We start from the raw sequence: 18907 nt of genomic DNA on the forward strand, positions 1-18907 counted from the left end.
TCACTATATTGACCGAAAAAATACATTTCCGGGTAAAAAAGTGATATTCCAGTAATGAAAGTAACAGCGGTTTTTGATATTGGCAGGACCAATAAGAAGTATGTACTTTTCAACGAGAAGTATGATATCGTTCATGAGTTTTCAGAATCCCTCCCAGAAACAGTTGACGAAGACGGCTTCCCTACCGAAGATTGTGAATTGTTGACCAAATGGGTGCAGGACCGCTGGGCCGAGCTTTTGGCCAATCCGGAATTTGACATCAAGGCCGTGAATGTGGCCGGCTATGGGGCCAGCCTCGTGCACCTCGACGCTGCCAACCGCCCGCTTACACCGTTGTATTCTTACCTAAAACCATTCCCGGAAGATCTATTAAAGCAGTTTTACAGCACCTACGGCGACCCTACCCGCATTTCGCTTCAAACCGGCTCGCCGGCGATGGGTATGCTCAACTCGGGGATGCAGCTGTATTGGCTCAAACATACCAAACCGGAGATTTACAGTCAGATCGCTACGACGTTACATTTGCCGCAATATATCCTGTATCTGCTGACAGGCCGCAAAGTGAGCGATTACACCTCGCTGGGCTGCCATACCGCGTTGTGGAGCTTCGAAATGTGGGACTATCATGAATGGGTGAAGCAGGAGGCTATTCACAAGAAACTTGCGCCGGTACTCGCTTCGTCTTCGTTCATTTACCGCCATGGCGACAAAGGCATTCAATCGGGTTTCGGCTTGCACGACAGTTCGTCGGCGCTGATACCTTACCGAATGGCCGTTAAAAAGCCATTTGTACTGCTTTCGACGGGCACCTGGTGTATCAACTTCAACTCATTCGCGTCAAAGCCGCTGACTTCCTACCAGCTCGAACGCGACTGCATGAACTACCTCACGCCCGAGGGTAGCGGCGTTACGGCTTCGCGATTGTTTATGGGTCGTGAGCACGATTACCAGGTGGCGCGCATTGTAGAGTACTTTAAGGTGGCGCCTGATTTTTACAAAAAAGTTGCATTTGATGAAGCCATCCTGCAACAGGACACGCCGAAGTTTTACTCGGCTTGTATGACCGGCAACGGCCCGTTCCCTGAACCCAACACCCAGGAATGGCAGGTCAGCGCATTTGCTTCGGCAGAAGCCGCATATCATCATTTGATCAAAGGTCTTTGCGAACTGCTTTACGTATCGCTGGATCTCGTAAATATCAATGATGTACACGCCATTTATGTCGACGGCGGATTTGCCCGGAACGAAATATTTACAAGGCTACTCGCGCGGCGCTATCCTAACCACAAAGTGTACGTATCGGATCTGCCATACGCGACTTCGCTCGGTGCTGCATTGCACGTGACGCGCCCGCAGACGTATGAGTTTGCCAACGAAATCCGTGAAATAAAACCTTGATCAGCTGATCCGGCTCCAGTTGGTTTCTTCCTTGCGCAGATTTTCAAGATGGTTGCGTATGGGGTGGTGAACCGGCTGGAGCAGATCGGGATCGGCAGTAAGAATTTCTTCCGCGGACGCCCGCGCTGCCTTCAATATCTCCCCGTCCTGGGCCAGATTGGCCACCAGTAAATCCACCAGACCACTTTGTTGCGTACCGGAAATGTCGCCGGGCCCGCGCAGCTGCAAATCCACTTCGGCTATTTCGAAACCGTCGTTGGTATTGCACATAGTATCAATGCGCAGCTTCGTGTCCTTGCTGAGCTTGTAATCCGTCATTAGAATACAATAAGACTGCTCCGCGCCGCGTCCTACCCTGCCCCGCAGCTGATGCAACTGCGACAGCCCAAACCGCTCCGCATTCTCGATCACCATTACGGATGCATTCGGCACATTCACGCCGACTTCGATCACCGTCGTCGCGACCATGATCTTCGTCTCGCCGCGCACGAAGCGGCCCATTTCAAAATCCTTATCCTGCGAGCGCATTTTACCATGCACGATGCTCAGCGGCACACCGGGAAAAGCCCGCGCAACGCTTTCGTAGCCATCCATCAGATCTTTCAAATCCATTTTTTCGGATTCTTCAATCAGCGGATACACCATATATACCTGCCGCCCCTTGGCAATTTCTTCTTTCAAAAACCCGAACACCGACAAGCGGTGCTTATCGAACCTGTGCACCGTTTTGATGGGCTTCCTACCGGCCGGTAGTTCGTTAATGGCCGAAATATCCAAATCGCCGTACAACGTCATCGCAAGTGTGCGCGGGATGGGCGTGGCCGTCATCACGAGCATATGCGGGTTAATGCGCGAGTTTTTGGCCCAAAGTTTGGCACGCTGGGCAACGCCGAAGCGATGCTGCTCATCGATAATGCAAAGGCCAAGGTTTTTGAACTGTACCGCATCTTCGATCAATGCGTGCGTACCGACAATAATATGCAGGGTACCATTCAGCAATTCGCGGTGGATCACGTCCCGCTCCTTTTTCTTGGTGGAGCCCGTCAATTTGGCAATGTTGACGCCAAGGAGGTCCGCAAACTTTTTCAGGCCCTGGTAATGCTGGTCAGTGAGGATTTCGGTAGGCGCCATGAGGCAGGCCTGCGCGTCGTTATCCAATGCAAAAAGCATCGTGATAAATGCCACGATCGTCTTCCCCGAACCCACATCGCCTTGCAGCAGGCGGTTCATCTGCTTGCCGGTTTTAAGGTCTTCGTGGATCTCATGCAGCACGCGTATCTGCGCGCCCGTAAGCTTGAAAGGCAAATGCTGTTCGTAAAACTCCTTTACCAGCATTGTTTTATCAAAAATCAATCCCGGGTACTGCGTCTTATGCAGGAGCTTATTCTTGATCAGCCTGAACTGATTGTAGAACAACTCTTCGAATTTCAACCGCCGCTGTGCCTGGTGCAGCGTCCGGGCGTCCTGCGGCAAATGGAAATGCCAGAGTGCCTGCGCCTTGGAAACCAGCCTGTATTTATCGACGAGTGGCGCCGGCAGCGTCTCGCGTATATGTGTATGCGCGATTTCGAGCAGGCTCCGCATCATCTTACTGAGCGCCTTGCTATCGAGAAATTTCTTGCGGAGCTTTTCGGTGAGCGGATAGATGGGTTGCCAGTAGCCGGCCGTCGCGTTTTCCTGTGTCAATACCTCTATTTCAGGATGGGTAATGCTCCATTTTCCTCCGAAAAGCACAGGGTTACCATAGACTATATATTCCCCGCCAGGCCTCAGCCACTTTTCATACCATGAAATACTCTGAAACCAGACGAGTTCCATATATCCAGTCCCGTCCTGAAATGTACCCACCAATCGCTTCTTACTTCCCTCTCCGATAACCGTAAAGTCACGCAGCCGCCCTTTTACCTGAGCCGCCGGCATTTGCTCGTTCAATTCACTGAGTTTATGAAAGACACTACGGTCCTCGTGCCGGAATGGGTAATGCTGAATAAGGTCTCCGAAGGTAAAGATATTCAGCTCCTGGTTCAGCAATGCGGCCTTTTGCGGCCCAACGCCTTTCAGGAATTCGATCTTGGTGTCGAAAAAACGGGTTCTAACAGATGGGTTTGTTTCAGAAGTCATTATTCAAATATAAACCGAAATCATAAAAAACACGGTTTAGGCGCTGCAATTGTTAATCTCTGTTAATGGAGTAGCTAATCTACCGGTTTTGGCTACAAGCCGCTTGATTCGCAACTTCCGAATGCCTTACTTGCTGCTTCGTATTTCTTAGACCACCAATCATTTACCAAAATTTACACGACTTATGAAAACCACTTTGTTGTCGCTTTTCCTCACCCTGATCGCATTCACCTGGGCCTCCGCGCAAGAAAAGAAGGCAAGCCCGCACGTTACCACAGACGGAACCAATATGAGCATCAAATACGGCCAGCCATCCAAAAAGGGCCGTGTATTATTCGGCAAAGCCGGAAGCGGCAGTCTCGAACCGTATGGCAAGCCATGGCGCATCGGAGCTGACGAGGCGACCGAGATCACTTTCAAAAAAGACGCTACCTTCGCCGGCAAGGCCGTTAAAGCCGGAACTTATACATTGGTAGCCGTTCCTAACGAAAAAGAATGGACGCTGATCCTGAATAGCCAGCTCGGCCAATGGGGCGCTTACGACTACGAAAAGCACAAATCTAAAAACGTACTCGAAGTAAAAGTTCCTAACAAAAACTATCCTGCTTCCGAAGAAAAGCTGACTTTCCATGTGAAAGACACTGCTTTGGATTTCCAATGGGATAAGGTGGGTTTCTCGGTGCCTGTGAAGTTTTAAAATCAGATTGTAATAAAAGGAACGGGGTGTCACTTTTGGTGGCACCCCGTTCCTTTTTTCCTTCCTCCCTGCTCCCTTTCCTCCTAAATTATAAATTCTGCTTGATCATATTCTCCAACACCTGCAAATGCTCGGTAAATGCCCGATGCCCGTCCTCGGTAGCTTTGTAGGTAGTAAGCGGTTTACGGCCGTTGAATTGCTTCTGGAATTCGATGTATTTGATTTCTTCCAATGCCTTTAAATGCGAGGCGAGGTTACCGTCGGTGAGCTGTAACAGTTCTTTCAGTTCATTAAAACTCAGGGAATCGTTGACCACGAGCACGGACATAAGCCCAAGCCTGATCTTGCTTTCAAATACCTTGTTAAACTTTTCTAACCACTCCATTACAAGTTCCTGTTACTGGGTACGACGGCTGACCGTCGACCGCTGACGGCCGATTGTTCTCTAACGGTTTCCGGGTCGCCGGACCGCCGGGTCGCCGGACCGGCATTTATTGATTGGCTTCCAAAAACAGCATGGCATCCCTGTTACGGATCCAAACTGCCTGGTCACGTTGATTGTTGGCGGCCATCGTAAATCCGGAGCCCACGAGGCCCGTTCCGACCGATATCCAGAAAAAGGTCTTTAAATTATCGCGGTTGCCCGAGAGCAGCGATATCACCGAACCCGCCGACCCGGCCAGCGAAATAACCAGCCCGATGCTACGCGTTCTTCTCGATTTCAAATAGAGGCCGAGGCCTTCCGGCGAAACCATAAATTCATTCCGCAAAGCCTTTTGTCCGGCATAAACGACATTGTTTTTGACAAAACTATTCCCATTTCTCAAATAAATAGTCTCCTTGTCATACCATTTTCGCGCTTTTGAAGCAGTGCTGTCCGAAGGCATCCGTACTTGCGCCGAACAAAACGAGCCCGAGGCCAGTATTAACAGCACCACTGCAAGGCCCGATTTCCCTCCGGGTACCTGGCCACCTGGCAACTTTTCCCTTTCGTACCGGTTATACATAGTAAGGCCATAAACAATGTGTAAAACACCAAAGCCTATTGCCCAGAATATCAGCGAATAGCCCGTCAGGAATAATGCGATGCAACCTATGCCGATTTCGGAAACACCCATGTAAAATACTTCCGGGTAAGTAAACCGGCTGGCATTTACGAGTGCCAGACCGTAAAATAGCAGTGTTACCGGAAAGACCAGCCAGATGAACCCGTAATGCAGCATCGCCAGAGAGAATATACCACCTGTTGCCAGCGGGATCAGCATTGCGATCAGCAACCGCTTTGAACTGCCGTTCCAAACGGTGAGACCCTTTTTACGCCCTCTCCGTACTGTAAGAATGATCCCCACCGCAAGCGACGATACAAGCACGCAAAGGCCGTCGATAAACAAAAAATCGATCACATCCTGGCGCGAATGCCCCTGGTATGTACCCAACGGGGCCAAAATATCGGTCAGCCAGTCGGTTTTAAAGCGAATATAGGCTGCTCCGGCGCCGATGAGCGCGAAGATACCGGCAAAAACCCCGCTCAAACCACTGAGGGATAGAAACTTGGACGAGCGCTCCATCAGGTCGCGGATCTCGTTCAAAGTATGCAAAGAATCCTGATTCGGGTTCATAAGCGTATCAAAATGTAAAAATAACGGTCAGTGATTGTCAGAAATAGTCAAGTTTGGTCAGGCGTGGTATTGAAATAGCAGCAGGATTTTTGGAATAAATACAATTCCTCCGACAATGACCGCCGAAATCGCCAGCAGCAACACGCCGGCGGCCGCCGTATCTTTCACCACTTTAATGACCGGATGGTAGTCGGCCGACACGAGATCGGCCAGTTTTTCGATTGCCGTATTGAATGCTTCCGCCGCCCACACGAGCGCGATCTGGATCACTATAATGCACCATTCGGTGGCTGATATGTTAAAAAACACGCCTGCAATGGCTACCACCACGCAGGCGATCAAATGAATGCGGGCATTGTTTTCGTAGCGGAACAGGCTGTAAATCCCAGCGCCTGCGTAACGGAAGCTTCGGACGGCTTTAAGAATATCGATGGGTCCGTTCATGTTGTTTCAGTTCGGCAAAAATATGGAACGCAAAGTACAACAACATGAGCACGAACGAAAACGTAATAGTATGTTTGATCGCCAGCGGATCCTTTAAACTATGGTAGATCCCCTTCGCGAGCGCGCCCGGCTGCGTGACGATATCCCAGCTGTTCCAGCGGCCATAACGCCCCAGAAAGATCCCGAAGCCGCTCAAAATCATTGAATTGAAAATTGCAAACCATGCCAGGCGCTCATTCCAGCGGTGTGCGATAATGCGGTGAACGATGCGGATGCTGTAAAGGCCGGTCATAAAACCCGCCAGCGAGAATGTGAAGATCATCAGCGCATCGTACCACAGCATGTTTTCAGGCACAAAACGGAGATGCTTCAAATCCGTAATAATGTAAGGTGCATTAGGAAAAAACAGCAGCCAAACCGCCAGATAGATCATCAGAATACCAAACGGCGCCGACTTGCGCTTCTCCATTTCCCACACCCATTTAATGAAAAGCAGTGGTATCCACGCCAGAAAGAGGTTCCAGGCAAGGAACACAAAATCCCAGTTTTGCAGGGTAATCCTGACAGTCAATAACGCCATCGCAGCGGCGGAAACAAATGCAAGGAGCGCTACTTTCAAATTGCCCTCCAGATAGTTGACCAGGTTTCTCAGCATCGTTCAAGTTTTTTTTAAAGTACTTTGAAATACAAAGTTAATGTAAAACAGTTTATAACTCCAAGCAAAAGAGTCTGATTAAATCCAGGAAAGGTTACTTTGATTAAACGGTTACTTTTTGTTGTTGGCAGCGAAAGCTTTCATCATCGCCCATTCACGGCCAGCAGTTTTGGCTTTAAAGGTTTCCAGGCAGCCGCGGTCCTGCAAGGTAATGTAGCAGGTTTTGCCATTCTTGCCCCCGAAACAGATGTTCGAAACCTTCTTTCCGATTGTGTGAATGGTATGAATTACTTTTCCTTCGGGGGAGACCACTGCTACTTCTCCTTTACCATGACGGGTGATGTAGAGGTTGCCGTGCACATCGCAGCGCATCCCGTCCATGCCGCCGTCTTCGAAATGATGTAACAGTTTTTTGTTGGATAATGTACCATCTGCCGCCAGGTCGAACACCCACACATTCCGCTGCACGCTTTCATTGACGTACAGTTTCTTCTCGTCGGGGCTTACGTCGATGCCGTTGGTGGTTCCCATATTACCAAAGGCAAGATTCACTTTTCCTTCGGGTGTTATGTGCCAGATTTGCCCCGTTCCGTCTTTCCAGTTGGGGTCGGAGGCGAAAACGTGGCCGGAAGCGGTTACGGCGAGATCATTCGGCTGGTTCATTTTCGGCTCGTTCGCGAATACGGATACATCCTTGGTGATCATATCCACTTTCAGGATATTGTGCCCCGTGAAATCGGCTACGTAGAACGTATTTTTATTCACAAACCGAATTCCGTTACCGGTGCTGCCTTTCGGCAAAGTCACGAAAAAGCTCGCATTACCTTTCTTGCTGAGCTGCGCGATCGTGCCGTCCCGCGCAAAGTTCACGGCGTAGACGTTGCCGTCCTCATCCACCGCAGGACCTTCGCAGTTGGCAGTAAACTCCCCTTCGTTGGAGAATTTTTTACTTTTAGTCTGAGCCAGACTGATTCCCGGCGACAACAGCGCCACGGTGAGGAGGATTGCTAAAATTCTGGTCATGGGGTAATATCTTAATCACTGATTTTTCCACTTGATGGCGCAGCCCACCGGCTTTGTAATGGTGGTTACCACGGGTTTCCCGCCCACGAGGTTCGTCACTGCCTCGTCCACGTAGAGTTTCGTTACGCCGGCGGCATCCTGCGGGTTATCGTCGATCATACCCATATACCGCACCGAAAACTGTGCACCGCTTTTTTGCAGCACAAATGCCTGTGGCGTACGACCCGCCCCGAATTTGCGGGCCACCTGCTGCATATCATCGACAAGATAAGGATAACCGTAATGCTTGGCCGTAGAACGCTCCTTCATTTTTTCGAAAGTATCGTCCTGATGCGTGCCGGGATCGCTGGGGTTAATGGCGATAACCGGATACCCCTGCCCCGCGAATTTGTTATTAAGAGCAATAATGCGGTCCTCATAAGCCTTCGCAAACGGACAATGGTTGCTGGTAAAGACCACGATCACGCCTTTGGAGTTGGCAAAATCCGAAAGCGACACCATACTTCCATCGGTATTCTTCAAACGGAAATTCGATACGGCATCACCCACCTGGTACCCACCCTGGCCTTGCGCGCGAGCGAAGTGCCCGAACGATGCAAGAAACAGGACCATCAAAACCCACCGACTAACTTTTATCTTCATGTTTTCTAAATCTACTGTCTCTAAGACCCCAATAATAGGTAAAAGTAAAAGCGCGACCTGTTAAATTTTGTTAAGGCAATCTTCCATGCTCCATGTCTAAACGCGGGAGTTGTTCCGAAACATATAAAGGTAACTTTTTGCACATTTTTAACTACATCGGCCATTTATAATTCAAACACAGGCAAGCCTACTGATGACAACCGAATAGCGCCTTACCCTGAATACCGGCCCGGTTCCTGCGAGATATTAAAAAAACTGGAATATTCCGCTTAATACGTTGTAATTCTGTCACTCTCTTTTTATCTTTGCACCTCAAATTTTGAATCCAGTTTAATATAATTATTAACATGTACGCAATCGTAGAAATCGCAGGTCAGCAATTTAAAGTTGAAAAGGGTCGCGAAATCTTCACGCATAGGCTTGAAGGTGACGTGAACGCTGCACTTGTATTTGACAAAGTCCTTCTCGTTGATAACGGAGGCACAGTACAGGTAGGTCTTCCGACAGTAGCAGGTGCTTCTGTAAAAGCAACTGTTCTCGAACACCTGAAAGGTGAGAAAGTGATCGTTTTCAAAAAGAAACGCCGCAAAGGATACCGTGTGAAAAACGGTCACCGTCAGTATCTGACCAAAATCAGCATCGACGAAATCGTTGCCTAATCATTGGGCGGAAGCCTGAAACAGTTCAAAACAGGAAACTACAATTTAAGTATAAGATATCATGGCACATAAGAAAGGTGTAGGTAGCTCGAAAAACGGACGTGAATCGGAAAGTAAACGTCTTGGCGTAAAATTATTCGGTGGCCAGTTGGCAAAAGCAGGTAACATCCTGGTTCGTCAGCGTGGAACCAAGCACAACCCAGGTAAGAACGTAGGCATCGGCCGCGACCACACATTGTTCGCATTGGTTGATGGTAACGTAGTGTTCCGTAAGACCCGTGAAAACAGATCTTACGTTCACATCGAGCCGATCGCTGTTGAAGCTGCTGCGGAAGCGTAATCAAGGCACCGTTAGTACTTCCCCAAGAAGCTAAAAGAACCCGTCAGGCACTAGTTTGACGGGTTTTTTATTGGCTAATACACCCGCCGCCAAACCAAAAGGCTGCATTCGGTGTTCTCTAAACCGGAAAGTTGTTTTACCCTATCAATATCGACCATCCCAATGTTGTCACGACCTATTTTTGTATATACCGAATTGAGCCCTAACCCCAACTCGATGAAGTTCGTCCTGAATTTCGAGCTGGTACCCGACGGGCTTTCGTTTGATTACCCTTCGCTGGAAGCAGCGCTTGAAGAGGGGAAATCGTCACCGCTTGCTGCCGACCTGTTCCAGTTCCCGCACGTGAAGCGTGTGTTCATCGCGAGCAACTTCATTACCATTACCAAGGGCGACGACATTGCCTGGGAAGAAGTGCTGCGCGATACGAAGCAGTTCATCAAGATCTATTTCGAAGAAAACCATCCGGTATTCGAGCAAAAAACGATCGATAGCAACACGCTGATCGTCGATGCGCGGGATTCCGACACGGTACAGAAAATTAAGGCTGCATTGGATCAATATGTACGTCCGGCAGTTGAATCGGACGGCGGCGCGATCAACTTCCACTCCTTCGACGAAGGCTCGGGAGTGGTGAAAGTACTTTTGCAAGGTTCTTGCAGCGGCTGCCCGTCGTCAACATTGACTTTGAAGGCCGGTATTGAAAACCTGCTCACCCGCATGGTCCCCGACGTGAAAGAAGTAGTAGCGGAAGGCGTTTAATGCCTCATACATATATATTGGAAACCCTGTCGCGCCCCGGCAGGGTTTCTTTTTATAATGTGTTTTGTTAGTTTCGGCGCATGAAGCCACCGCTGGAAAAGTTTATCGACCGCATTGAGGCATTACAATCGACCGGTAATGCATTGTTCCCCAAGGGCATTTTCCCGGCACAGCGGTCCAACTCCATGATAGGCTACCGGCGGCCCGACACGACGATGTTCTTCTCGGCGATCATCACCTTCACGCTGCAATCCATTCGCAGATATTGCAGTACCGAAAGTCAGGCACAAATCGATGGGATCCGCAGGCAGGTCATCGCCAATTACCCCGATTTTCAGAACAAAGACGGTTTAAAAACCTATAATTTTTGGAAAACAAAGCCCTCGCGTCATTTCCCGAATGGCCGCTGGTTTCGCCGTTTCGAGCATTTCCGCATTCCCGACGATATTGATGACACCGCATTCGCCTATTTAACCACAGATCCTTCACAAGAGGAATTGCTTTGGTTAAAAGAAAAACTGACGCTCCACGCCAATGGTACTAAACTCTGGATCAGAAATACTTATCCTGAATACAAGTCATTGAGGGCCTATTCCACCTGGTTTGGCAAGAATATGTATGTGGAATTCGATGTGAGTGTGTTGAGCAATATGCTTTACTGCATTTTGCATTACCAACTCCCGCTGAATGCACACGACGAAGCAAGCTTTGAATACATCCGCTCGGTCATTGAAACACGCCGGTATATCGATGCATCATTTCGATGCGCCCACCAGTACCCGCGCACCCCACTGATCATTTACCACGTTTCAAGGCTCATGGTAGCATTCAAACCGGCTGCATTGGTTCCCGTTTGGGAACAGTTGGCGAACGACACCGAAAACCTTCTGAAAAACACCCGCAACCGCATGGATCGGGTTCTGCTTGCTACGTCACTTATCCGGCTCGGCCGCGCCACAGAGCGCATCCCTGTCGAGGATTTTTCTGCCACGGATTTCAAAGGCTTTTACTTTTTTATAGCCGGCCTGCTGACTGCCTATGAAAACCCGGTGCTTTACAGGCTGTCGGTTAACCCGCTAGTGCACATGCATTGGACGTGCGAGGCCCATTGCTGGACGCTACTGGCAGAATACCAGGCGCTTTGGAACCAGCAGCAGCCCAATGGCGCTTTACCGTTATCCAACCCCACTTAGGCAAATGGCAGACCACACCATATCATTGAAGCTACGCGAGGTTATCCGCGAAACCGACGACGCCAAAACCTTCGTTTTCGAAACATCCGACGGTAGCCCGCTAAACTACAAGGCAGGTCAATTCCTGACCTTTCTCATTGATATGCACGGCCACGAGGTACGTCGCTCCTATTCGATGAGTTCGGCGCCGGGCGTGGACGCATTTCCTGCCATAACCGTCAAAAGAGTGCCCAACGGCGAGATTTCACGGTTCTGGATCGATACGGTCAAAACCGGTGATACATTCAACGTGCTGGCGCCGTCTGGAAGGTTTGTACTGGAAAAAGAAGACACAGGTGCCCGCGACATCATACTGATCGGCGCAGGAAGCGGCATTACCCCGCTTTTCTCCCTTTTAAAACAAACACTTACTCAGGATCCCGAGAGCCAGGTAACGCTGATTTACGCGAGCAGGAATGTGCGCAATACGCTTTTTTGGAATAACATTATCGAATGGCAGCAACGCTTTCCCGAACGAATGAATGTGATTCACATTCACAGCCAGCCCACCGAGGACTGGACCGGCATCCAGGGGCGCATTAACAACACCCGGCTCGAACAGCTTGTAAATAAATCCATTCGCTTTCAGCGAGAAGACGCCCGCTTTTTTATTTGCGGGCCGTTTGAACTGATGCGTTCTGCGGGCATTACGCTGCATTTCATGGGTTTCCGGAGCGAGCAGATCCGCAAGGAGAACTTCGTGATCCCCTCCCCGCCTCCTCCGCCACCCGTTTCGTATCCGCATCGCATTATGCTCGATTTCCGCGGTTCGATGTACGACTTGCTCGTTCCTGCGCACTCGACCGTGCTGGATGCTGCATTAGCCGAAGGAATATCGCTTCCATACAGCTGCAAAGGCGGGCGCTGCGCCTCATGCGCGGCCGTTTGTACGAGCGGGAAGGTACATATGAGCGTGAATGAAGTCCTCACGGATCGGGATCTCGCAGAAGGCTGGATATTAACCTGTTCGTCCTATGTCGACAGCGACGATGTGGCGATCGAATTCAGGCAGGAATAAAAACAAAGAAGCGTACAGACGATGCCGTACGCTTCATTTAGGTTTAGGATTAGAGGAATTTCAATGAATGAATTCCTGAAAAGGTTAAGTGTTAGGAATATTAAAGAATAAAATTTTCTTTCTTATCTTATTTACAAAATTACTTGCCAAATTGGTTTTTCCTAGCAAAATTTAAAAAAGTGTTCGAGCACGCATTAAAAAAAGTACATTGGGCTCGTGCACGCATGGGGTCACCAATAGTGGTTTTTAGTCAGGTAAAACTAATGTGCAGCGCCAATAATCTCAAATTTATTATAAAAAAAATTTGAAAAATTTTGTTCAGCATAGTTGCCTTTCACTAGAAACACGCTATTTAACCCATCTTCATAATTACTTGTTAGATTTGCTGAACGGAACCGAAAAATCCCTGAATAATAGTCGAGTGTGAAAAAGAAAATTGTCAGAATCAAAGATATTGCGGAAAGGGCACAAACCTCCAAAGGCACCGTGGACCGCGTGTTGCACAACCGCGGCAGAGTGGCCGACGATGTCCGGGAGCGCATCCTGGCCATCATCAAAGAATTGAATTACGAGCCGAACCTGATTGCCCAATCGCTGAAATCGCAGCGGGCTTTCAACCTGGCAGCCCTTATCCCCGACCCCAACCTCGACTCCTACTGGGAAGCACCACACAACGGTCTTGAAAAGGCCGAAAAGGAACTCCGGCAATACGGGGTACGTATTACCAAGTTTATTTTCAATTCCCATTCCGACACTTCTTTTATCGCCAAAGCGAAGGAAGTTGGCCGCGAACATCCCGACGGCCTGCTTATCGCACCGATATTTTACAAAGAAGCACTACCGTTCTTCAAAGAGTGGGCGGAAATGGGCATTCCTTACGTGCTTTTCAACACGCAGATCGAGCATGTGAACCCGCTCTGCTATATTGGTCAGGATTCGTACCGGAGTGGCTCGCTGGCTGCGAAAATCCTGCGTTTCGGGCTGCATTCACCGGGTACTGTACTGGTGGCGCACGTGAATGAGGACATCTCCAACTCGGCGCATTTGATTACCAAGGAAGAAGGCTTCCGCGATTTTTTCAAAAGTGAGCAACTTGAAGATACGTTCAAGGTGATCAGTAACGAAATCAACTTCCCGGACGAGGAAGGGCCCGATAAGCAGCTGGATGAACTCCGTAAGCAATATCCCGACCTAAGTGCGATATACGTCACCAACTCAAAAGCATTTGAAGTAGCGGCTTATCTTGAAAAGAATGCATTGAAGGATATCAAACTGATCGGTTATGACCTCATCGGCCGTAACCAGCAATACCTCAACAAAGGCATTATCGATTTCCTGATTAACCAGAATCCATTAGGACAAGGTTACTGGGGCATTCACCAGCTGGCCAACCATTTGATTTTCAAAAAGGAGATCCCGGCGATCAAATTCCTGCCGCTCGATATTATTACCAAGGAGAATCTGGATTACTATCTCGATCCGCAGTAATGCGACGACGTGCTGGATTGTCAGATGTGGTCAGGTATTGTCATGTATTGACGGGCCAGATCAAAGGTTGTGAGGTGCATTCAGTTATTAAATTGATCGGGAGGCAAATGCCGTCAGGCATGTAACACCGGTAGGAAACGTAACCCGATGGATTATGTCAGAAATGCCGTCAGGCATGCAACAACAGCTCATTGTTGTTACATGCCTGACGGCATTTCTCAAAATACATCATTCGCTTCGATTGCTACCTATGTTTCATCGCTACGCGATTTATCCTCTGCATTATCTTACGTTATACAAATGTACAATCTCTGACTTCCTATCTACAACAATTGACAATACCTGACCTCTCTCCTCACGGTGCGAAATACCATATCGTTACAAATCCCCAAACTGACTATACATTTCTTTCAGCTTCGGTTCGGTTTCTTTCGCGCGGATGTCTTTCCGGAGTGCTGTCACACCCTGGATGTCAGTAAGCAGTCCCAGCGCCTGAAAAGCACCGAAACGGACGAAATAGGAAGAGTTGTCGCGCGCGAGGCCTTCCAGGATCGGAATGCTTTTGCGTTGGATATCCTGCTTCGATTTGATCAGGTATTTACCAAAAACTTGCAGGAAGTTGTATTTCTCCGTCGGCTTCATGGCCTTCATTTTCGCTAGGAACCATTCGAACCGCTCGGGCTGCGCTAAGCCTGCGTAATAATTGCCTACCGATGTAATAATGGCATCATTAGGCGAATTTTCGAATTGCGCCGCTACTTCCGCCGCGTCGTTGGGCTGGCTCATCAGGTATTTCTCAATCGCTACCGACGCTACGAGGTAAGAGCTGTCCGTCAGCGCCGCTTTGAAAATCGGATCGCTGTTATTGTCGCCGAATGAAGCCAGCGTGATGATCGCTTCGGAGCGCACCTGCGGATGCGGGTCCTTCTGCGCGCGATTCTGGATTACCTTCTCAATATCTGCAAACCCTTCTCCCGCATATTCCGCGAAATTACTGATCGCCATTTGACGCAGCTTCCAGAACGGATCGTCCATCGCCTTCACGAGGATTTTGCGGGCCGTGGTGTCAGCCAACGCACCTTCGAGAGAAGATAATGCCTCATACTTGTGCAGGAACCGGTCGGAATTGACATACTGAAACTCCATTTCCGGTCTGTTTTTATCGTGCTCGACAACCGCCAGCAGGTTCGCATCGGCATCAAATATCACCAGATCAGGTTTTTTCGCGGCCGGGAATTCAAGGGTCTGGTTTACTTTATCCACCACCACATCGTAACGGCTCTTTTTACCGGAAACCCACACATCGACTTTTGTGGGCAGGCGATAAACCGTTGTGGCCAGCGTGTCCTGCGTTTGTTTTATTTTCAAAACCACTTTTGACTGCGCCGGCACAAACTGCTGGTCGATCTTCAACGACGGGTGTCCGGGGCGGAGGAACCACTGATCAAAGAACCAGTTCAAATCCTGCCCGGTCACTTTTTCGAAAGCAATACGCAATTCATCGATTTCGGCCGTTCCAAACGCGTGCGATTTGAGATACAGCTGCAATGCCGCGAAGAATGCATCATCCCCCACCAACGACCGAAGCATATGCAAAATGCGGCCTCCCTTGGCATAGGAATGCGCGTCGAACATATTCTCGCGATCCTTATAAAAGTAACGGATCATCGGCACCTGCTTGGTTTCCGATTCCGCCAGGTATTCTTTCGTTTCCTGCAAATTACCCCAGTCAGCCTCAAAGCGACCATCGTTATACTCACTCCAAAGGTATTCGGCATAATTGGCAAACGACTCGTTCAATGGGAGTTGCCCCCATTCTTCCGCCGTTACATAATCACCGAACCAGTGGTGCGCCAGTTCATGCGCGATCACAGCGTCGGAATTCCCGTCAACGAGCGAGCGGGCATCGTTCTGCACGCCTTCCTCATGAACCGTCGCCGTGGTATTTTCCATAGCGCCGGCCACAAAATCGCGTACGGCAATCTGTGCATATTTCTCCCACGGATATTCCACGCCGAAGATATTGGTAAAGAAACCCATCATTTCCGGTGTCCGCCCGAAGATCGCGTGCGCATCGGCACCGTATTTCGGCTCAACGTAATAGCTCAGTTCCAGTCCGTTTGGCATCATATCCTTAGCCACCGCAAAATCGCCTACCGCAATCATAGCAAGGTACGGAGCGTGCGGCCGGGTTTGTTTCCAGTGATCGGTGCGCAGGCCCTTTTTGCCTTCCTCCTGCCCGACGAGCAAGCCATTGGAAAGGGTTTTATAAGTGCTGTCAACCGTAATGTAGATGTCCTGGGTAAACTTCTGGTTCGGTGCGTCGATCGTCGGGAACCAGCAAGAACTGCCCTCGGTCTCGCCCTGCGTCCATACCTGCCGCGGTTTGCCTTCGTCGAGGCCGTCGGCATTAATAAAGTACAAGCCTTTATCGGAAGCGCTGTCGTCCTCCTTGCCTCTCGGCACGTCGTTTGGTTTCGCGATGTAGTCGATTTTTACAAACAGCGTGTCCTTACGGGTGTATTCCTGACCGAGTTTAATGGTGAGCTTGCGCTTGTCGTAAGTGAATTCCAGCTTCTTTTTAACCTTCCCGGCAATTTCCTCACCAGTCAGGTCGCCATATTCGCCGGCAGCATCCAGCATTGAAATACCTTTTATTTCAAACCCTTTTGCATCGAGTTCGAGCGTATTCTGCGGATAAAAATGGGGCTTGAACTTCAAAATCGCGGACGCGGGCACCTGCTGTTTGACCCAATCCAGCTGCACATCCAGCCGGGTATACAAAATATCGCTCTTGCGAACTCTTTCGGGCCGGTAAGGTCCCTGCTTGGTGACCGTGCCTGGATTTCTTCGGTAGAGTGTGTCAGCATCGACGCCGGCCAATGCCGGAGCGCTGAATGAAAGAGAAAGTATGCCAAAAATTGTAAAGATCAATCGGTTCAAAGAAGGCCTTTTAATATCACCGGTCATATCCGCTTTCTGATTGATTGCTAGGAAGTAAGTCAATGTAAATAAGTTAATAAACGATTTTCTGGCGTTTTCGGGCCATGCTACACCCGCAGCAGCGCACCCGCCTCTGCGGCCCTTCTGGCCGGGATGTACGAAACAACCATAGTTATCATAACGACAATTACGCCTGTGTAGAGTATGTCTTCCCAAATTAATTTAACAGGATAAGCGTCTACCAGCGAGGTGGTCATACCCATCGAAACAAAGCCGTACCGCATTTGCAGCCAACAGATGATAATACCGCCCAAAAGCCCCGCAATGGCGCCCGAAAATGCCACGATCGCCCCTTCGGCCAAAAAGATCCGCCTCACCAGCGACTGCGTTGCCCCCATCGCGAACAGCATCGAAACATCCTTCTTTTTCTCTATCGCTAACATGCTGAGCGAGAAAAAGATATTGATTGCAGCTACTAAAATAATCAGCGAAAGGGTGACTGCCACAAAAAGCTTTTCCAATTTTATTGCCCGGAGCAAATCCGCATTCAGCGAATCCCGGTCTTTCACTACAAAAGTCTTGCCCAGCTTCCCACCGATCTCCTCACTCACGTCCTTCTCTGTATAACCCGGCGCAATGTAAACTTCCAACGCAGTAAGCTCCCCGTTGTACCCCATCAGGCTTTCGACCTGCTTCAACGGGGCAATAATGTAGTCGTCGTAGCGCGATTCGATGGAAAACACACCACCCGGGCGCAGGTTCAACTGATTGAATGCCTCGGGGGACGTCAGGTTGAGCGTCTTCGTGCCGGTACGCGGGTAAAGGAGTTCAAGTGGCGTGAATATGTCTTCGAGAGAAATAGATAATGCATTCCGGATACCTTCCGCAATAATCGCGTAAGGCGTGCCATTCTCCCCGACGAGTTTCACCGAGCCTTCAATAATGGCTGTATCGAGCTGTTTCTGTTGTTCGAAGGTACTGTCGACGCCTTTCAGACGAATAATGGTTTGCTGACTTCCATAACGGGCCAATGCATTGTCTTCAATCACCTTCGTGACCAGCTTTACGCCCTTTACGGCTTTCAGTTCAGCCATCAATGCAGGCGTCATCTTGAACCGCTTACCTTCCGCGGGAACGATGCGTACATCCGAATCGAAAGTTTGGAAGATCTTGCGGTTGAGATCCTCCATCCCGTTGAACACCGACAATACCACCACCATTGCCATCGTCCCGACCGCCACGCCGGCCATAGCAATGCGTGCGATCAGACTGATGAAACTCCTTTTGTTACGCGAAAAAAAGTAGCGAACGGCAATCCGGTAGGAAATGTCCATGGGCTCGAACTTGAAATCAGTAGCTATCTTCCTCCTCGTCGGGCTGTGCAGGCGGGATCACCAGATCCGCAAACAACTGATCCATTTTGGCTGCGTACTCCGCAGTGTCGTCGATATAGAATTGCAGGTGCGGAACGATCCTCAACTGGTGACGGACGCGTTCGGCGAGCTTCTGGCGGATAAAACGGGTATTTTCCCGGATCGTTTCCAGCAGCATGGTTTTGTTTTTATCGGGCAGGAAGCTCAGGTACGCACGCGCAATGCTGAGGTCGGGCGTTACGCGCACGGCGGTGATCGTCACAAACGACCCGTGGGTAAGGTGCTGCGCATCTTTCTGAAAAATTTCTCCCAGGTCTTTCTGTATTTGCCTGCCTACTTTTTGTTGTCTTTTCGATTCCATGTCTTGAATGTTAAACGGAGGGGTTTTGCCGGTCCTGACCGCACATCCTGGTTCACCAGTTAGGCTGATGTAAACTAACATCTCCTAAATCATTCCCTCTCTCCTTTCAATAAGTACAAATATCCATACTTATTT

The 18907-nt window shown here is 49.5% G+C and carries 18 protein-coding genes; 8 read left to right on the forward strand and 10 right to left on the reverse strand.

The window, feature by feature from the left end:
* Nucleotides 1–54: 54 nt before the first annotated feature.
* The gene (locus CLV60_RS14710; RefSeq protein ID WP_106596123.1) at nucleotides 55–1398 is read left to right on the forward strand and encodes an FGGY-family carbohydrate kinase; all 1344 of its coding nucleotides are present in this window, start codon (nucleotides 55–57) and stop codon (nucleotides 1396–1398) included.
* Here the strand turns inward: CLV60_RS14710 and recG are convergent, their stop codons facing one another.
* Nucleotides 1399–3519, reverse strand: coding sequence for an ATP-dependent DNA helicase RecG (gene recG / locus CLV60_RS14715; protein ID WP_106596124.1), 2121 nt, complete (start codon nucleotides 3517–3519; stop codon nucleotides 1399–1401).
* A gap of 184 nt (nucleotides 3520–3703) precedes the next feature.
* Between recG and CLV60_RS14720 the strand changes: the two genes are divergently transcribed.
* Nucleotides 3704–4216 (forward strand): DUF2911 domain-containing protein, encoded by a 513-nt coding sequence (locus CLV60_RS14720; protein WP_106596125.1) that lies wholly within the window; start codon nucleotides 3704–3706, stop codon nucleotides 4214–4216.
* 88 nt (nucleotides 4217–4304) lie between these two features.
* Here the strand turns inward: CLV60_RS14720 and CLV60_RS14725 are convergent, their stop codons facing one another.
* From CLV60_RS14725 to CLV60_RS14750, 6 genes are all read right to left on the reverse strand, one after another.
* Nucleotides 4305–4601, reverse strand: coding sequence for a winged helix-turn-helix domain-containing protein (locus tag CLV60_RS14725; protein ID WP_106596126.1), 297 nt, complete (start codon nucleotides 4599–4601; stop codon nucleotides 4305–4307).
* 106 nt (nucleotides 4602–4707) lie between these two features.
* The gene (locus CLV60_RS34910; protein ID WP_106596127.1) at nucleotides 4708–5835 is read right to left on the reverse strand and encodes a hypothetical protein; all 1128 of its coding nucleotides are present in this window, start codon (nucleotides 5833–5835) and stop codon (nucleotides 4708–4710) included.
* A 57-nt stretch (nucleotides 5836–5892) separates the two neighbouring features.
* Complete coding sequence (locus CLV60_RS14735) at nucleotides 5893–6279, reverse strand: diacylglycerol kinase family protein (RefSeq protein WP_106596128.1); 387 nt, start codon at nucleotides 6277–6279, stop codon at nucleotides 5893–5895.
* The gene (locus tag CLV60_RS14740; protein ID WP_106596129.1) at nucleotides 6254–6934 is read right to left on the reverse strand and encodes a DUF1361 domain-containing protein; all 681 of its coding nucleotides are present in this window, start codon (nucleotides 6932–6934) and stop codon (nucleotides 6254–6256) included. The genes CLV60_RS14735 and CLV60_RS14740 overlap by 26 nt, the downstream gene beginning before the upstream one ends.
* Nucleotides 6935–7045: 111 nt before the next feature.
* Nucleotides 7046–7957, reverse strand: a complete 912-nt coding sequence (locus tag CLV60_RS14745; protein ID WP_106596130.1) for an SMP-30/gluconolactonase/LRE family protein — start codon at nucleotides 7955–7957, stop codon at nucleotides 7046–7048.
* A gap of 15 nt (nucleotides 7958–7972) precedes the next feature.
* The gene (locus CLV60_RS14750) at nucleotides 7973–8599 is read right to left on the reverse strand and encodes a thioredoxin family protein (protein ID WP_106596131.1); all 627 of its coding nucleotides are present in this window, start codon (nucleotides 8597–8599) and stop codon (nucleotides 7973–7975) included.
* A gap of 347 nt (nucleotides 8600–8946) precedes the next feature.
* On the opposite strand from CLV60_RS14750, the gene rplU reads away from it, so the two are divergent.
* The 6 genes from rplU to CLV60_RS14780 all read left to right on the forward strand — a co-directional run bounded on the left by rplU (nucleotide 8947) and on the right by CLV60_RS14780 (nucleotide 14095).
* On the forward strand, nucleotides 8947–9258 hold the full coding sequence (gene rplU / locus CLV60_RS14755; protein ID WP_015814326.1) for a 50S ribosomal protein L21: 312 nt from the start codon (nucleotides 8947–8949) through the stop codon (nucleotides 9256–9258).
* A gap of 61 nt (nucleotides 9259–9319) precedes the next feature.
* A complete protein-coding gene (rpmA, locus tag CLV60_RS14760) occupies nucleotides 9320–9598 on the forward strand; it encodes a 50S ribosomal protein L27 (RefSeq protein WP_015814325.1) in 279 nt (92 codons plus the stop codon).
* Nucleotides 9599–9760: 162 nt separating this feature from the next.
* Entirely contained in the window at nucleotides 9761–10357 is a 597-nt protein-coding gene (locus tag CLV60_RS14765) for a NifU family protein (protein WP_106596132.1), read from the forward strand.
* Between the two features lie 80 nt (nucleotides 10358–10437).
* Nucleotides 10438–11550 carry a hypothetical protein gene (locus CLV60_RS14770; protein ID WP_106596133.1) on the forward strand — a complete coding sequence of 371 codons (1113 nt, stop codon included), beginning with the start codon at nucleotides 10438–10440 and terminating at the stop codon, nucleotides 11548–11550.
* A 4-nt stretch (nucleotides 11551–11554) separates the two neighbouring features.
* Nucleotides 11555–12607 carry a ferredoxin--NADP reductase gene (locus tag CLV60_RS14775; RefSeq protein WP_106596134.1) on the forward strand — a complete coding sequence of 351 codons (1053 nt, stop codon included), beginning with the start codon at nucleotides 11555–11557 and terminating at the stop codon, nucleotides 12605–12607.
* 423 nt (nucleotides 12608–13030) lie between these two features.
* Nucleotides 13031–14095 (forward strand): LacI family DNA-binding transcriptional regulator, encoded by a 1065-nt coding sequence (locus CLV60_RS14780; protein WP_106596135.1) that lies wholly within the window; start codon nucleotides 13031–13033, stop codon nucleotides 14093–14095.
* Nucleotides 14096–14473: 378 nt separating this feature from the next.
* Here the strand turns inward: CLV60_RS14780 and CLV60_RS14785 are convergent, their stop codons facing one another.
* The 3 genes from CLV60_RS14785 to rbfA form a co-directional block, all read right to left on the reverse strand.
* The gene (locus CLV60_RS14785; RefSeq protein WP_229210973.1) at nucleotides 14474–17029 is read right to left on the reverse strand and encodes a M1 family aminopeptidase; all 2556 of its coding nucleotides are present in this window, start codon (nucleotides 17027–17029) and stop codon (nucleotides 14474–14476) included.
* Nucleotides 17030–17145: 116 nt separating this feature from the next.
* Nucleotides 17146–18372 (reverse strand): FtsX-like permease family protein, encoded by a 1227-nt coding sequence (locus tag CLV60_RS14790; protein WP_106596136.1) that lies wholly within the window; start codon nucleotides 18370–18372, stop codon nucleotides 17146–17148.
* A 16-nt stretch (nucleotides 18373–18388) separates the two neighbouring features.
* Entirely contained in the window at nucleotides 18389–18772 is a 384-nt protein-coding gene (gene rbfA / locus CLV60_RS14795) for a 30S ribosome-binding factor RbfA (protein WP_106596137.1), read from the reverse strand.
* Nucleotides 18773–18907: the final 135 nt, after the last annotated feature.

Origin of the sequence: Dyadobacter jiangsuensis, assembly GCF_003014695.1 — a bacterium.
Taxonomy (GTDB): domain Bacteria; phylum Bacteroidota; class Bacteroidia; order Cytophagales; family Spirosomataceae; genus Dyadobacter; species Dyadobacter jiangsuensis.

Excerpts from the sequence above, each read along its gene's own strand:
- CLV60_RS14710 (WP_106596123.1), top strand. The coding sequence starts at position 55 with ATGAAAGTAACAGCGGTTTTTGATATTGGCAGGACCAATAAGAAGTAT.
- recG (WP_106596124.1), bottom strand. The coding sequence starts at position 3,519 with ATGACTTCTGAAACAAACCCATCTGTTAGAACCCGTTTTTTCGACACC.
- CLV60_RS14720 (WP_106596125.1), top strand. The coding sequence starts at position 3,704 with ATGAAAACCACTTTGTTGTCGCTTTTCCTCACCCTGATCGCATTCACC.
- CLV60_RS14725 (WP_106596126.1), bottom strand. The coding sequence starts at position 4,601 with ATGGAGTGGTTAGAAAAGTTTAACAAGGTATTTGAAAGCAAGATCAGG.
- CLV60_RS34910 (WP_106596127.1), bottom strand. The coding sequence starts at position 5,835 with ATGAACCCGAATCAGGATTCTTTGCATACTTTGAACGAGATCCGCGAC.
- CLV60_RS14735 (WP_106596128.1), bottom strand. The coding sequence starts at position 6,279 with ATGAACGGACCCATCGATATTCTTAAAGCCGTCCGAAGCTTCCGTTAC.
- CLV60_RS14740 (WP_106596129.1), bottom strand. The coding sequence starts at position 6,934 with ATGCTGAGAAACCTGGTCAACTATCTGGAGGGCAATTTGAAAGTAGCG.
- CLV60_RS14745 (WP_106596130.1), bottom strand. The coding sequence starts at position 7,957 with ATGACCAGAATTTTAGCAATCCTCCTCACCGTGGCGCTGTTGTCGCCG.
- CLV60_RS14750 (WP_106596131.1), bottom strand. The coding sequence starts at position 8,599 with ATGAAGATAAAAGTTAGTCGGTGGGTTTTGATGGTCCTGTTTCTTGCA.
- rplU (WP_015814326.1), top strand. The coding sequence starts at position 8,947 with ATGTACGCAATCGTAGAAATCGCAGGTCAGCAATTTAAAGTTGAAAAG.
- rpmA (WP_015814325.1), top strand. The coding sequence starts at position 9,320 with ATGGCACATAAGAAAGGTGTAGGTAGCTCGAAAAACGGACGTGAATCG.
- CLV60_RS14765 (WP_106596132.1), top strand. The coding sequence starts at position 9,761 with ATGTTGTCACGACCTATTTTTGTATATACCGAATTGAGCCCTAACCCC.
- CLV60_RS14770 (WP_106596133.1), top strand. The coding sequence starts at position 10,438 with ATGAAGCCACCGCTGGAAAAGTTTATCGACCGCATTGAGGCATTACAA.
- CLV60_RS14775 (WP_106596134.1), top strand. The coding sequence starts at position 11,555 with ATGGCAGACCACACCATATCATTGAAGCTACGCGAGGTTATCCGCGAA.
- CLV60_RS14790 (WP_106596136.1), bottom strand. The coding sequence starts at position 18,372 with ATGGACATTTCCTACCGGATTGCCGTTCGCTACTTTTTTTCGCGTAAC.
- rbfA (WP_106596137.1), bottom strand. The coding sequence starts at position 18,772 with ATGGAATCGAAAAGACAACAAAAAGTAGGCAGGCAAATACAGAAAGAC.